Source organism: Pseudomonas sp. B34(2017) (assembly GCF_002112915.1).
Classification (GTDB): Bacteria; Pseudomonadota; Gammaproteobacteria; order Pseudomonadales; family Pseudomonadaceae; genus Aquipseudomonas; species Aquipseudomonas pharyngis.
Genome location: NZ_NEJA01000004.1, coordinates 705,098 through 717,823 on the forward strand (window position 1 = coordinate 705,098; position 12,726 = coordinate 717,823).

General features: G+C 61.0%; 11 protein-coding genes and 1 rRNA gene. 4 read left to right on the forward strand and 8 right to left on the reverse strand.

The annotated features are described in order from the left end of the window. The first annotated feature begins 9 nt into the window (after positions 1 to 9). Together CAF80_RS16630 and CAF80_RS16635 are read left to right on the forward strand one after the other, a co-directional pair. Complete coding sequence (locus CAF80_RS16630; protein WP_074689268.1) at positions 10 to 930, forward strand: ADP-ribosylglycohydrolase family protein; 921 nt, start codon at positions 10 to 12, stop codon at positions 928 to 930. A gap of 55 nt (positions 931 to 985) precedes the next feature. Next, positions 986 to 1,390, forward strand: coding sequence for a lysozyme inhibitor LprI family protein (locus CAF80_RS16635; protein ID WP_074689270.1), 405 nt, complete (start codon positions 986 to 988; stop codon positions 1,388 to 1,390). Between the two features lie 94 nt (positions 1,391 to 1,484). On the opposite strand, the gene CAF80_RS16640 is transcribed toward CAF80_RS16635, so the two are convergent. Genes CAF80_RS16640 through CAF80_RS16650 form a run of 3 tightly spaced genes read right to left on the reverse strand, consistent with a single transcriptional unit; the run spans position 1,485 to position 5,085 of the window. Next, complete coding sequence (locus CAF80_RS16640) at positions 1,485 to 2,510, reverse strand: histone deacetylase family protein (RefSeq protein WP_085668263.1); 1,026 nt, start codon at positions 2,508 to 2,510, stop codon at positions 1,485 to 1,487. Between the two features lie 3 nt (positions 2,511 to 2,513). Next, positions 2,514 to 3,752, reverse strand: coding sequence for a Zn-dependent hydrolase (locus CAF80_RS16645; RefSeq protein WP_074689274.1), 1,239 nt, complete (start codon positions 3,750 to 3,752; stop codon positions 2,514 to 2,516). 22 nt (positions 3,753 to 3,774) lie between these two features. Continuing rightward, on the reverse strand, positions 3,775 to 5,085 hold the full coding sequence (locus tag CAF80_RS16650; protein WP_085668262.1) for an MFS transporter: 1,311 nt from the start codon (positions 5,083 to 5,085) through the stop codon (positions 3,775 to 3,777). 163 nt (positions 5,086 to 5,248) lie between these two features. Here CAF80_RS16650 and CAF80_RS16655 point away from each other — a divergent pair, with 163 nt between their 5' ends. Further along, positions 5,249 to 6,184 carry a LysR family transcriptional regulator gene (locus tag CAF80_RS16655; RefSeq protein ID WP_085668261.1) on the forward strand — a complete coding sequence of 312 codons (936 nt, stop codon included), beginning with the start codon at positions 5,249 to 5,251 and terminating at the stop codon, positions 6,182 to 6,184. Here CAF80_RS16655 and CAF80_RS16660 read toward each other — a convergent pair. Genes CAF80_RS16660 through CAF80_RS16670 form a run of 3 tightly spaced genes read right to left on the reverse strand, consistent with a single transcriptional unit; the run spans position 6,178 to position 9,157 of the window. Then, complete coding sequence (locus CAF80_RS16660; protein ID WP_085668260.1) at positions 6,178 to 7,107, reverse strand: glyoxylate/hydroxypyruvate reductase A; 930 nt, start codon at positions 7,105 to 7,107, stop codon at positions 6,178 to 6,180. The genes CAF80_RS16655 and CAF80_RS16660 overlap by 7 nt on opposite strands. Beyond that, positions 7,104 to 7,859, reverse strand: a complete 756-nt coding sequence (locus tag CAF80_RS16665; protein ID WP_039772830.1) for a class II aldolase/adducin family protein — start codon at positions 7,857 to 7,859, stop codon at positions 7,104 to 7,106. The genes CAF80_RS16660 and CAF80_RS16665 overlap by 4 nt, the downstream gene beginning before the upstream one ends. Next, the gene (locus CAF80_RS16670; RefSeq protein ID WP_085668259.1) at positions 7,856 to 9,157 is read right to left on the reverse strand and encodes an MFS transporter; all 1,302 of its coding nucleotides are present in this window, start codon (positions 9,155 to 9,157) and stop codon (positions 7,856 to 7,858) included. The genes CAF80_RS16665 and CAF80_RS16670 overlap by 4 nt, the downstream gene beginning before the upstream one ends. A gap of 144 nt (positions 9,158 to 9,301) precedes the next feature. Here CAF80_RS16670 and CAF80_RS16675 point away from each other — a divergent pair, with 144 nt between their 5' ends. Further along, positions 9,302 to 10,261 carry a LysR family transcriptional regulator gene (locus tag CAF80_RS16675; RefSeq protein WP_011335217.1) on the forward strand — a complete coding sequence of 320 codons (960 nt, stop codon included), beginning with the start codon at positions 9,302 to 9,304 and terminating at the stop codon, positions 10,259 to 10,261. Positions 10,262 to 10,273: 12 nt separating this feature from the next. Here CAF80_RS16675 and mrdA read toward each other — a convergent pair whose 3' ends face one another. After that, positions 10,274 to 12,166: a penicillin-binding protein 2 gene (gene mrdA, locus CAF80_RS16680; protein ID WP_085668258.1), complete on the reverse strand. Its 1,893-nt coding sequence runs from the start codon at positions 12,164 to 12,166 to the stop codon at positions 10,274 to 10,276. Positions 12,167 to 12,388: 222 nt separating this feature from the next. Further along, positions 12,389 to 12,504, reverse strand: a 5S ribosomal RNA gene (gene rrf, locus CAF80_RS16685). Positions 12,505 to 12,726: the final 222 nt, after the last annotated feature.

Below are 12,726 nucleotides of genomic sequence, written 5' to 3' on the forward strand. Positions count from 1 at the left end.
GACGTCATCATGCAGCCCTCCCTCCCCGAACGTTACCGTGGCGCCCTGCTCGGCCTGGCCTGCGGCGATGCCGTGGGAACCACCGTCGAATTCCAGCCTCGCGGCAGCTTCCAGCCCCTGACCGACATGGTCGGTGGTGGGCCTTTTCACTTGAAGCCCGGACAATGGACCGACGACACCTCGATGGCGTTGTGTCTGGCAGAAAGCCTGCTGAACAAAAATGCTTTCGATGCCGCTGACCAGATGGGCCGCTATCTGAACTGGTGGCAGTGGGGTTATCTGAGTTCGACTGGCGAATGCTTCGATATCGGCATGACCGTGAGTCAGGCTCTGGATCGCTATCAACAAACCGGAGAGCCGTTTGCCGGCTCTACTGACCCGCACAGTGCCGGCAATGGCTCGTTGATGCGACTGGTGCCTGTGGTTCTGTTCTATTTCCCCGATGCCCGGCAAATCAGGCGATTCGCCGCTGACAGTTCACGCACCACCCACGCGGCGCCCGAGGCCATCGAATGTTGCCAACTGTTTGCCGAACTGCTCTGCAAGGCCCTGGAAGGCGCATCGAAAGCGCAACTGCGCACTCTGCCCCAAACATCCTTCCACCAGCCCAAGGTGGCGGCGATTGCCCGGGGTAACTACCTGCACAAGACCGAGCGCGAAATCCGCGGCAGCGGCTACTGCGTCGAATCCCTGGAAGCGGCGTTATGGTGCTTCCAGCACACCAACAGCTTTGCCGCCGCCGTCCTGCAAGCGGCCAACTTGGGCGATGACGCAGACACCACGGCCGCCATTGTCGGTCAGTTGGCCGGAGCCCATTACGGCGTGCAGGGAATCCCGTTCGGATGGCTGGAAAAACTGCATGACGGAGAGGAAATTGCGGCGACTGCCGAACGGTTGCTCAACGCATCCAGACATCGCACACCTTGTTAGCGCCACGAAGTCGCTAAACTGCCCGGCACGTTCATTCATCAAAGCGAGATGACTCATGTGCCCACGCCTGCTTCTGGCCCTGACACCCTTTCTTTTCACTTCCGTCGTCCACGCCGCCGTGGACTGCGCCAATGCCAGCGATCAGGCGACGATGAATCAGTGCGCCGCGCAGGAAAACAAGGCGGCGGACAAGGAGTTGAACTCGGTTTATCAGCAGATTACCGCCCGGTTGAAGGACAACCCTGATGGCAAAAAACTGCTGGTGAGCGCGCAGCGGGCCTGGATCGGCTTTCGCGATGCCGAGTGCAAGTTTTCGGCATCCGGCGTGGCAGGCGGGAGTGTTTATCCGTTGATCTACAACAATTGCATCGCCTCGGTGACAAAGACGCGAACCGAGGCGCTCAAGCAGTATTTGAAGTGTGAGGAAGGCGACATGAGCTGCCCGGTGCCCGGGGCCTGATTTTCCAGAGTTTTTGAAGGCCTCTTCGCGGGCTTGCTCGCGATGGCTTCAGGGCGATCGCAAGCACTACCGGCGCTACGGCAGGTGGGGTGCCTCAGCGTTGCCACACCTCGCCGTTCACGAAAAACGCTCGGGCATTGTCTTCGAGACTTTCCAGGTGATAACCGCCCTCCTGCACGATCAGGCATGGCAGGCCCAGGCTGCGAATCCGTTCGCCCAATGCTGCAAAACCTTCACGGGTCACGGCGACTTTGCTTTGCGGGTCCAGCTCATAGATATCGAAGCCCAGCGACAGCACCAGCACCTCGGCGCCGAACTCGCGCACCGCAGCCAAAGCGACTTCCAGCTGCCCGAGAAAATCCGCTTCGCTTGAACCATGGGCCATCGGCAGGTTGAGATTGAAGCCCTCCCCCGCGCCGCTGCCGCGTTCGTCGGCGAACCCGGCGACGCCCGGATAGAAGTTGGTCGGATCGCCATGCACCGAGACGTAGAGCACGTCATCGCGGTCGTAAAAAATCTCCTGGATGCCCTGACCGTGGTGCATGTCGGTGTCGAGCACGGCGACTTTTTCAAACTTGTCCCGCAGCACCTGCGCCGCCACCGCCGCGTTGTTGACGTAGCAGAAACCGCCCGCCGCTTCGGCCCGGGCGTGATGCCCCGGCGGACGGCACAGCGCGTACGCCGCCGGCTCGCCATCGATCAAGGCCTGAGCCCCAGCCACTGCGCTTTGGGCCGACCAGTAGGCCGAGCGCCAGGTCTGCTCGCCCACCGGGCAACTGCCGTCCGCCAGATACCGTGCCGCCTGGGCGAGGATGCCGCGCAAGGCGTTGGGCTCGCGGACGAAGATGTTCGACATCACCTCGTCGCCCCAGTCTTCGGGGATTTCTTTCCAGCGTGCGTGCGCTTCCTGAAGGAACGTGAGATACGGTGCGCCATGCACCGCCAGCAGCGGCGCGAGACCGGCATCGGCGGGTTGCTCGACACTGAAGCCCAAACCGTGGGCGGCCTGCACCAGACGCTGCGCACGCTCGGGGACTTCCTGCGGCGTACGCATCTGCCCGCGCGAGTAATAGCTGCGTGGATGGTGGAGCAATTGTTCGGCATGGAAAAAACTGCGCATGATTCAGACTCCCTGTTCGATTAGACCGGCGCGGGCCAGCACGGCGTTGAGCAATACGTCGGTGCCCTGCTTCACATCTTCGGGCAACACGTCCTCGGCTTCGTTGTGACTCAAGCCGCCGACGCACGGGATGAACACCATCGCCGTCGGGCAGTAGCGTGCGAGATGAATCGCGTCATGCCCGGCGCCGCTGACAATCGACTGCTGAGCGTAGCCCAGCGCATCCACCGCTTCTTGCACGGCTGCCACGCATTCGGCGTCGAACGGCGTGGCCGGGCTGATCCAGTGCGGGGTGATCGTCAGGTTCAAGCCCCGGCCATCGGCAATCGCCTGCAACCGGGCGCGGACTTGTTGTTCCATCGCGGCAATCGCTTCGTCACGGTGATGACGCAGATCGACGGTGAAATTCACCAGCCCCGGAATGGTATTGCGCGAGGACTTGTTGATACTCAACTCGCCGACCGTGGTCAGGCCTTCGGGGGCAAAATCCGTGGCCAAGCCTTCAATCGCCTGAATCATCCGCGCCACGCCGTACAGCGCATCTTTGCGCAGCGGCATCGGCGTGGTGCCGGCGTGAGCGGCCATGCCTTCGACACGCACATCGAGCCAGCGGATCGCCTGACCACCCGTGACCACGCCGATGCTTTTGGCGTTGTCTTCAAGGATCGGGCCTTGCTCGATGTGCGCCTCAAAATACGCATCCACCGCGCCGCCCAACGGACGTTCACCGGCGTAACCGCTACGCTGCAACGCTTCGGCAACGCTGATGCCATCGACATCACGTACCGCCAGCGCAGCGTCCAAATCCATGATCCCGGTGAACACCGCCGAGCCGAACATGGCCGGGGTGAAGCGCGCACCTTCTTCGTTGGTCCACACCGCCACTTCCAGCGGTTTGCGGGTCTGGATGTTCTGGTCGTTGAGGCAACGTACCACTTCCAGACCGGCGAGTACGCCGTAGACGCCGTCGAAACGCCCGCCTTCGGGCTGGGTGTCGAGGTGGCTGCCCATCATCACCGGCGCGGCGTCCGGATCGGTGCCGGCGCGACGGGCGAACAGGTTGCCGATGGCATCCACGCTCAGGGTCATGCCGGCTTCGCGGCACCAGTGAGCGAACAGTTCGCGACCGGCCTTGTCTTCGTCGCTCAATGCCAGACGGCAGCTGCCGCCTCGAGCTGTCGCACCGATTTCGGCCATGGCCATCAGGCTCGCCCACAGGCGTTCGCCATTGATTTTCAACATGAGGTTCTCCTGAAATTCCGGGTCAGGCACGGGCCATTTCCGCGCGATGGGCGCTGGCGTGACGACGGGCGAGGGACAGCACGCAGACCAGCGAAATGCCAGCGATCAGGCTGTAGAACACCGCCATCGGCCACCATTGCCCGGTGAACTTGTGCGCGAGCATCGTGCCGATCAGCGGCGTCAGCCCACCGGCCACCGCGCCGCAGATCTGATAGGCCAGCGAGATCGCGGTATAGCGCACGCGAGTCTCGAACATGCCGCTGACGTACCCGGCGATCACTGCGTAGAACGACGCCATGCACACCACCGCCAGCGCGATGCCGAGGATGATCAGCGGCGCCTGGGCCGAACTGACCAGCACGAACATCGGGTACGGCGAGACCATCGCCAGCAGCGACACCAGACACATGAAACGTGTCGCGCCGATCTTCTCCGCCGTCCACGCGGCCAGCGGCTGGATGCAGAACTGGATGATCGCAACGAAAAACAGGCATTCGAGAATCAGCGAACGTGGCAGTGCCAGTTGCTGAGTGGTGTAGGCGATCATGAAAGTGTTGGTGAAATACACCCCGGCGATGCCCAGCGTGTTGGCACCGATGCACAGCAACAGTGGGCGCCACGCGGTGCGCAGGACTTCCATCACCGGCGCCTGCTCTTTCTTGATTTGCTTGCTGGCCTGCTCGCGGCTGGCGAGGAATTCCGGTGACTCATTCACGCCCAGACGAATCGCCAGGCCCACCAGCAGCAACAGCGCACTGGCGAGGAACGGCAGACGCCAGCCCCAGCTCATCAGGTCTTCTTCCGGCAAACGGGTCACGGCACTGAAGGCCAGCAGCGACAGGATCAAACCCGCCGGACTGCCCAGTTGCGCGAACGAGGCGAAGAAATTGCGCCGGCCCTTCGGCGCATGCTCGCCGGCCATCAACACCGCCCCGCCCCACTCGCCACCGACGGCAATGCCCTGGACGATGCGCAACAGAATCAGCAGCACCGGCGCGGTTGCGCCGATCTGCGCGTAGGTCGGCAACAGACCGATGCACACCGTGACCACACCCATCATGAGCAGCGTGATGATCAGTGATTTCTTGCGGCCGATGCGGTCGCCGATATGACCGAAAATGATCCCGCCCAACGGCCGGGCGAAGAAGCCCACGGCGAAGGTGCCGAATGCGGCCATGGTGCTGAACAGCGGATCGTCGGAGGGAAAGAACAGCGCGCCGAACACCAGCGCGGCGGCGGTGGCGTAGATGTAAAAGTCATACCACTCGATCATGGTGCCGATGAAGGCTGCGGCCGCCGCACGGCGCGGCTGGTTCGAAGCGTGGGGCTTCATGGGGTCGGGCTCCTTTGATTGTTTTTTTGGCAGGAGGAAAACGCTGAATCCGAGGCACTCTGGCGGCGCCTGTCGTGGGGTGATTTATCGTCCCGGGGCTATGATTAGTCAATTTTCTATTTATTATTCCGAGTATTACTTCTTCTTATAATCGAGAGCCGCCATGGCCGAACGCGATGTCCAACGCCTGCTCAACGACCGCTTGGACTGGAACCTTTTGCGCACTTTCCGGGTGATCGGCCAGGAGCTGAGCATCAGCCGCGCCGCCGCGCGTCTGCACCTGACTCAACCGGCGGTGAGCCAGGCACTCAAGCGTCTGGAGGAGCAACTGGGCCGCCAGTTGATCGCCCGACGCGGCCCGCGCTTCGCCCTCACCGAAGTCGGCGAGCAGATTTTCGAACTGGCGGGCGAGATCTACGGGCAAATGTCCCAAGTCAGCAGCCTGCTGGAGCAACCGGCCGACGAAGTGATCGGCAAGGTGCGGCTGCTGATCATCAGCCGGATCTTTTCCGAGCGCTTCGATGACTTCCTCGCCGACTTTCATCGGCAGTATCCGAGGGTGGATCTGGAGGTGGATGTGATGCGCAGTTCGGACATCGTCAGCGCGCTTCAGGAGAAAACCGCGACCCTTGGTCTGAGCCTCAATCGCCGCCCGCAACCGCGTCTGGAACAGCGTCTGTTTCTGCGTCAACGCTATGCGTTTTTCTGTGGCAAACACCACGCGCTGTTTGGCCGACAGGACATCGGCGAAGGCGATTTGCAGCGGGAGAACTTCGTCAGTTTCACCAGTGACCAGATTGGCGGGATGCTTTCGCCGCTGACGATTTTTCGTGATCAGCAAGGCTTCAGCGGACGCATCGTCGCCTCATCGCCAAGCCTTGAGGAAGTGCGGCGACTGGTGATCGCCGGGTTCGGTATCGGTTGTTTGCCGGAGCACGTGGTGGCGGCGGACGTCGACGCCGGATTGCTCTGGCGCCTGCCGCCCCACGAGGGGATTGCCGATGTCGACATCCATCTGCTGTGGAACCGCGACCAGCGCCTGAGCCGCGCCGAGACGCTGTTCATCGAACGTTTGCAGGCCTGTCTGGCGGATCAGTAACCGAGCAGGCGATCCGCGCTGTTGAGCAGCGGTTCGCCGACGTTCAAACGGCGAAAGTTCTCGGCGATCTGTTCGGCGATGCAGTCGTGCGAAGCTGCCGAAGCCATGTGCGGGGTGATGGTTACACCCGGAGTTTTCCACAGCGAATGCTCGGCGGGCAGCGGTTCCTGCTCGAAGACATCCAGCAATGCACCGCGCAGTTTTCCACGGGCCAGTGCCTGTTGCAGATCGTCGATGTTCAGGTGCCCGCCGCGCCCGACGTTGACCAGCGCCGCGCCGTTGGCCAGCCGTTCTAACGTCTCGCGATTGAGGATGCCGCGCGTCTCGTGGGTGAGCGGCAACAGATTGATCAGCAACTCCACGCCGTCGAGGAACGGGTTGAAGCCATCGCTGCCGGCGAAGGTCTGCACGCCCGGTAAATCCTTGCTGCTGCGCGCCCAGCCACGCACCTCGTAACCGGCGCTCGCCAGGTCTTGGGCGATCGCGCTGCCGAGCGAGCCGAGACCCATGACACCGATCCGAAACTCATGGGCCGGGCGTTGCAGCGGTCGCTCCCAATGCTGTTGGCGCTGTTGCTCCAGCACTTGATCGAAGCCGCGATGAAAATGAATCACCGCCCAGCGCACATACTCGGTCATGCCTTGGCGATGGCCGGGATCAACCACCCTGCACACCGGCAGATCCGGGCACGACGGATCGTGCTCCAGGTGATCGATGCCGGCGGCGACCGAGTGAATCACTTGCAGATTGGGCAACGCGGCGAGGCTGTCCGGCAGCGGAAACCAGCACGCCGCGATCTGCGCATTCGCCGCCCGGGGATCGTCGGCCAGCACCGCTGAAAGCTGCGGCGCACGGCGGGCAAAGGCCTCCTGCAATTGTTTGAGCAACAGCGTATCGCGGGACATCAGTGCAACGGTATTCATGACAGATAGGACTCGCGCTGGGATTCGATCAGGGTCAGTGCGGCCTCCCAGGCCAAGTCGATGATGTTGTCCTGATCATCGCGGTCGAACTGTTCGGCGGTGTGGGCGCAGACTTCCGGCGACGGGAAATGCAGCTCGCAACCGCCGGCCAGCGCTTGCACCTGGGCTTGGCAGGCGCGCTCCAGAAAGTGGATTTCCTGGAATGCCTGGGCCACGCCGGAACCACCGACCAGCAGGCCGTGGTTGCGCAGGATCATCGCTCGGTGCGGGCCGAGATCGGCGATCAAACGCTCACGTTCATCCAGCGACAGCGCGATGCCTTCGTAGGTGTGGTAAGCAAGTTTTCCGTAGAACTTCAGTGCGTGCTGACTGATCGGCAGCAGGCCTTGTTTCTGCGCGGCGACGGCCATGCCGGCGGCCGTGTGGGTGTGGATCACGCAGTTCAGATCCGGCCGCGCCATGTGGATCGCCGAATGGATCACGAAGCCGGCGGCGTTGACCCGATGCCCGGCGTATTCAGGATCGACGATGCGCCCGTCCTGATCGATGCGCACCAGATCGGAGGCACGCATGCGGTCGAAAATCACCCCGTAGCGGTTGATCAGGAAATGATGCTCAGGCCCCGGAATCCGCAGGGTGATGTGGGTGTCGATAAGGTCGGTCATGCGAAAGTGCGCGATCAATCGGTACAACGCCGCGAGCTCGCAGCGGGCTTGCCATTCGATCGGGTCAATATGGGCGGGCTTACTCACGAATACACCTCTTTGCTGTTATGAAGGACGACCGGGTTGGCCCGCAAGCGCGCGAGGCCGCAGACACCGATCAGGGACAGGGCCGACAGCAGCGTGAAGAACACCGCCAATGGCAGCCACTGTCCGGAGAACTTGCTGGCCAGCAGCGTGCCGATCAGCGGCGTGGTGCCGCCGGCTACTGCGCAGCTCAATTGGTAAGCGATGGAAATGCCCGAGTAACGCAGGTGCACCGGGAAGGCCTGGGTCATGTACCCGGCGATCACCGCGTACAAGGCCGAGAGAATCACCACCGCGACAGCGATGCCGAGGGTCATCAACAGAATGTTTTGAGTGCCGACCAGCAGGAACATCGGGTACGGCGTGCCCATGCACAGCAACGCCACCAACATCAGAAATCGGCCTTCGCCGATGCGCTCGGCGAGCAGTGCCGACAACGGTTGCGAGAGCAGTTGAATGACCGTCACCAGGAACAGGCAGTCGAGAATGGTTGCGCGCGGGATGCCCTGATATTGGGTGACGTAGGTGATCATGAAGGTGTTGGTGAAGAAGAACCCGGCCGAGCCGATGGTGACGGCGGCGGCAGCAAAAAAGATCTGCCGCCAGCATTGACGGATTACGTCTTTCACTGGGTATTTCGCGGTTTCGTTGTTGTCCTTGGCCTTGGCGAATTCCGGCGACTCATGCACCCCGGAGCGGATCATCAGGCCGACCATCATCAACACGCCGCTGGCGAGAAACGGCAGACGCCAGCCCCAGGCGAGGAAGTCTTCCGGTGACAGCGACGTCACCAGTCGAAACGCGATCAACGCCAGCAGCAAACCCGCCGGGCTGCCGAGTTGTGCAAAGGAGGCATAGAAGGTTTTACGCTTGGCCGGGGCGTGCTCACTGGCCATCAACACTGCCCCGCCCCACTCGCCGCCGACGGAAATGCCCTGAATCAGGCGCAACACGATCAGTCCGATGGGCGCCCAGATGCCGACGCTGGCGTAGCTCGGTAGCAGACCGATGCCGGCGGTGGCCAGGCCCATCAGCGCCATGGTCACCAACAGCATTTTCTTGCGACCCAGACGATCGCCCAAATGCCCGAACACCATCCCGGCCATCGGGCGGGCGATGAAGCCGACGGCGAAACTGCCGAATGCGGCGAGGGTGCTGGTCACCGGGTCACTGCTGGGAAAGAACACTTGCCCGAGCACCAGTGCGGCGGCGGTGGCGTAGATATAGAAATCGTAGAACTCGATGGTCGTGCCAATGAAGGCAGCGGCCGCGGCGCGACGCGGCTGAGCGGTGGTGTGCATGCAAGAACCCTGTGTATTTATAGTTTTGGGCAGGTGTCGAAGCGGCTGACGGTCGCGCTCTGTGGCGCTTGTGGGCTTTATCGCTTCCGTGACAGGATTAGTCAATTTTCAAAAACTTATCTTTACTATTAGCGTGACTACTACATGACTTCTACTGCTAATCCCTGGGTCGGTCGGCGTTTTCTCAATGACCGGCTGGATTGGAACCTGCTTCGCACGTATCTGGTGATCGGGCAGGAAGGCAGCATGAGCCGCGCTGCTGCGCGGTTGCACATCACCCAGTCGGCGGTCAGTCAGGCGTTGAAACGTCTCGAAGAGCAACTGGATTGTGTACTGATTGCGCGCAGCGGACGGCGCTTTGATCTGACGGAAACCGGGGAGGAAGTCCTGCGGATTGCGGCGGATATCTACGGCGATATTTCCCGTTTGGGCACGGTGGTCGAGAACCGCCATGACGACGTTGTCGGCAAGATCCGCATCCTGACTGTCAGTGGCGTGCAGGCGCGGCATTACGATGAGTTTCTTGCGGACTTCCACGAAACTCACCCGAAAATCGAGCTGGAAGTCGAGGTGATGGGCAGCTCGAACATCATCAGTTCATTGCTGCAAAAGACCGCTACGGTGGGGGTCGGACTGTGTCGATTACCCCAACCAAGGTTGGAGCAACGGGTACTGTTTCGTGAGCGCTATGCGTACTTTTGCGGACAGCGACATCGACTGTTCGGGCAGCAGAATCTGACGCTGGAGCAACTGGCGGCGGAGAACTTCGTCAGCTTCACCAGCGATCAGCTCGGCGGCAATCTTTCGCCATTGACGCTGTTTCGTGACCAGCAGGGGTTTACCGGCAAGATCGTTGCTTCCTCCACCAGTTTCGAAGAGATTTATCGCCTGATCTGTGCAGGGTTCGGGATTGGTTGCTTGCCGATTCACCTGGTGCGACGGGATGTCGAACAGGGTTTGCTGTGGCGCTTGCCGCCGGAGGATGGGGTGGTGGATTTCGATATTCAGCTGCTGTGGAACCGCGAGCAGAAGATGACTCAGGCGGAAACGGTATTCCTCGACAGCTTCCAGCACATGCTCAGCTTGCGTGAGCCTGTGCTGTGAAGCTTTAGCGGGTTACACGTGAGGATCGCCCGGCGCTTTGGTCGGCGCCGCGTATTGCGGCTTGAGGTGACCGTCCTGGTCGAGTAGCCAGGCGTCCATGATCTGCCGCACCACCGGACCTGCGACTCGGCCACCAGCCTCGCCGTTTTCGATCATCACCGAAATCGCGATCTTCGGATGCTCGGCCGGGGCAAACCCGACAAACAGGGCGTTGTCACGATGTCGCTCGAGGGTTTTCTCGCGGTTGTAACGCTCACCCTGCTTAATCGCCACCACCTGCGCCGTACCACTCTTGCCGGCGATGCGATATTGCGCACCGGCCGCCGCCGCACGGGCAATGCCTCGGGCGTCGTGCATCACCATCTGCATGCCGTGGTTGACCTGCTCCCAGTCACGGGGATCCTTGAGCAGAATGTTCGGCATCGGGTGCTCGTCCACCGGTGCCACTCCGTCGACGGTCTTGGCCAGGTGCGGACGGTTCCAGATGCCCTTGTTGGCAATCAGTGCGGTGGCTTGAGCCAGTTGCAACGGCGTGACCTGCATGTAGCCCTGACCGATGCCGAGGATCACGGTTTCGCCGGGGAACCAGGCTTGTCGGCGCGTGGCGCGCTTCCATGCCTGGGACGGCATCAGGCCGGGTGACTCCTCGAACATGTCCAGCGAGACTTTCTCGCCGAGACCGAACATCGCCATGTAGTCATGCAGGCGATCGATGCCGAGCTTGTGCGCCAGGTCGTAGAAGTAGGTGTCGTTGGAGCGCATGATCGCCGCGTCCATGTCCACCCAGCCATCGCCGCTGTGGTTCCAGTTGCGGTATTTGTGGTCGAAGTCCGGGAGTTGGTAGTAGCCAGGATCGAAGACGCGGGTCTGAGGCGTGACCACGCCGGCATCGAGACCGGCAATCGCCACCTCTGGCTTGATCGTCGAACCGGGCGCATACAGACCGCGCAAAACGCGGTTGAACAGCGGGCGGTCGATGGAATCGCGCAGCGCGGAATATTCCTTGGAGCTGATGCCGGTCACGAACAGATTGGGGTCGAAGCTCGGATTGCTGACCATGGCCAGCACTTCGCCGGTCGATGGGTCCAGCGCAACCACTGAGCCGCGACGGTCGCCCAGTGCGGCTTCGGCGGCTTCCTGGAGTTTGACGTCGAGACTCAGGACGATGTTTTTGCCTGGTATCGGATCGGTGTGTTTCAGCACGCGCAGTACGCGGCCCTGAGCGTTGGTCTCTACTTCCTCGTAACCGACGTGGCCGTGCAGTTGTGGCTCGTAAAAGCGTTCGATCCCGGTCTTGCCGATGGATTGGGTACCACGGTATTCGACGGAATCGAGGGTTTTGGATTCTTTTTCGTTTATACGGCCGACGTAGCCGATCGAGTGTGCAAAGTGCGCACCCAAAGGGTAGTTACGGACGAATTGTGGCTCGACATCCAGGCCTGGCAGACGGAACTCGTTAACTGCCAGCACGGCGATCTGTTCTTCGGTCAGCTCATAGAACAGCGTTACGGGTGTAAACGGGTGACGCGACTGCTTCATGGCCTTATCGAAGACTGTGCGGTCTTCGGCGGGCAGGTGCAGGAGGTTGATGACTTCATCCAGCTCCTGGTTGACGTCAGTCGCGCGCTCTCTTGTGATCGTCAGGTTGTAGCTGGGACGGTTGTCGGCCAGCAACACACCATTGCGATCGTAGATCAGGCCGCGTGTCGGCGGGATCGGCAGGACATGGACGCGATTGTTTTCGGAGATGGTCGAGTGGTAGTCGAACTCGACGACTTGCAGGATGTACAGGCGCACCACCAGGGCGCAACTAATGGCGAACACAAACAAGGCACAGGCGATCAGGCGTTTGTTGACCAGCCGCGTCTCTTTTTCGTGATCTTTGATTGGGATGGGTTCGGGCATTTCTGCAGCCACTCTTTGACAAAAAAATGAGCGCCGATCCTTGGGCGTGACATCAGTCCGTTAAAAAACGAGCTGCACCATACCAAAAACCGGGCGGTCATTTCAGAGGGATTTCCCCAATGGTTGTGATCGTGACGGTTGGAGCTTCAGCTTCCTCCAGGCACTTTCCTGCAGGCAAAACAAAACCCCAACTGCTTTCGCAATTGGGGTTTCGGAATTTAATCTTGACGATGACCTACTCTCACATGGGGAAACCCCACACTACCATCGGCGATGCATCGTTTCACTTCTGAGTTCGGGATGGGATCAGGTGGTTCCAACGCTCTATGGTCGTCAAGAAATTCGGGTACTGACTCGTGACCAGATGGCCTCGCTTCAGCAAATTGGGTATGTGACAGCTGTCGGTGTTTTGTGAGCGTCGAACTTTCGGTTCATTGCGTCTTCACACACCGCAATCTGGTCTCTTTCGAGTCTACAGATTGCTTGGGTGTTATATGGTCAAGCCTCACGGGCAATTAGTATTGGTTAGCTCAACGCCTCACAGCGCTTACACACCCAAC

Coding starts and splice junctions, on each gene's coding strand:
- CAF80_RS16630 (WP_074689268.1), top strand. CDS start 10: ATGCAGCCCTCCCTCCCCGAACGTTACCGTGGCGCCCTGCTCGGCCTG.
- CAF80_RS16635 (WP_074689270.1), top strand. CDS start 986: ATGTGCCCACGCCTGCTTCTGGCCCTGACACCCTTTCTTTTCACTTCC.
- CAF80_RS16640 (WP_085668263.1), bottom strand. CDS start 2,510: ATGCGCAGTTTTTTCCATGCCGAACAATTGCTCCACCATCCACGCAGC.
- CAF80_RS16645 (WP_074689274.1), bottom strand. CDS start 3,752: ATGTTGAAAATCAATGGCGAACGCCTGTGGGCGAGCCTGATGGCCATG.
- CAF80_RS16650 (WP_085668262.1), bottom strand. CDS start 5,085: ATGAAGCCCCACGCTTCGAACCAGCCGCGCCGTGCGGCGGCCGCAGCC.
- CAF80_RS16655 (WP_085668261.1), top strand. CDS start 5,249: ATGGCCGAACGCGATGTCCAACGCCTGCTCAACGACCGCTTGGACTGG.
- CAF80_RS16660 (WP_085668260.1), bottom strand. CDS start 7,107: ATGAATACCGTTGCACTGATGTCCCGCGATACGCTGTTGCTCAAACAA.
- CAF80_RS16670 (WP_085668259.1), bottom strand. CDS start 9,157: ATGCACACCACCGCTCAGCCGCGTCGCGCCGCGGCCGCTGCCTTCATT.
- CAF80_RS16675 (WP_011335217.1), top strand. CDS start 9,302: ATGACTTCTACTGCTAATCCCTGGGTCGGTCGGCGTTTTCTCAATGAC.
- mrdA (WP_085668258.1), bottom strand. CDS start 12,166: ATGCCCGAACCCATCCCAATCAAAGATCACGAAAAAGAGACGCGGCTG.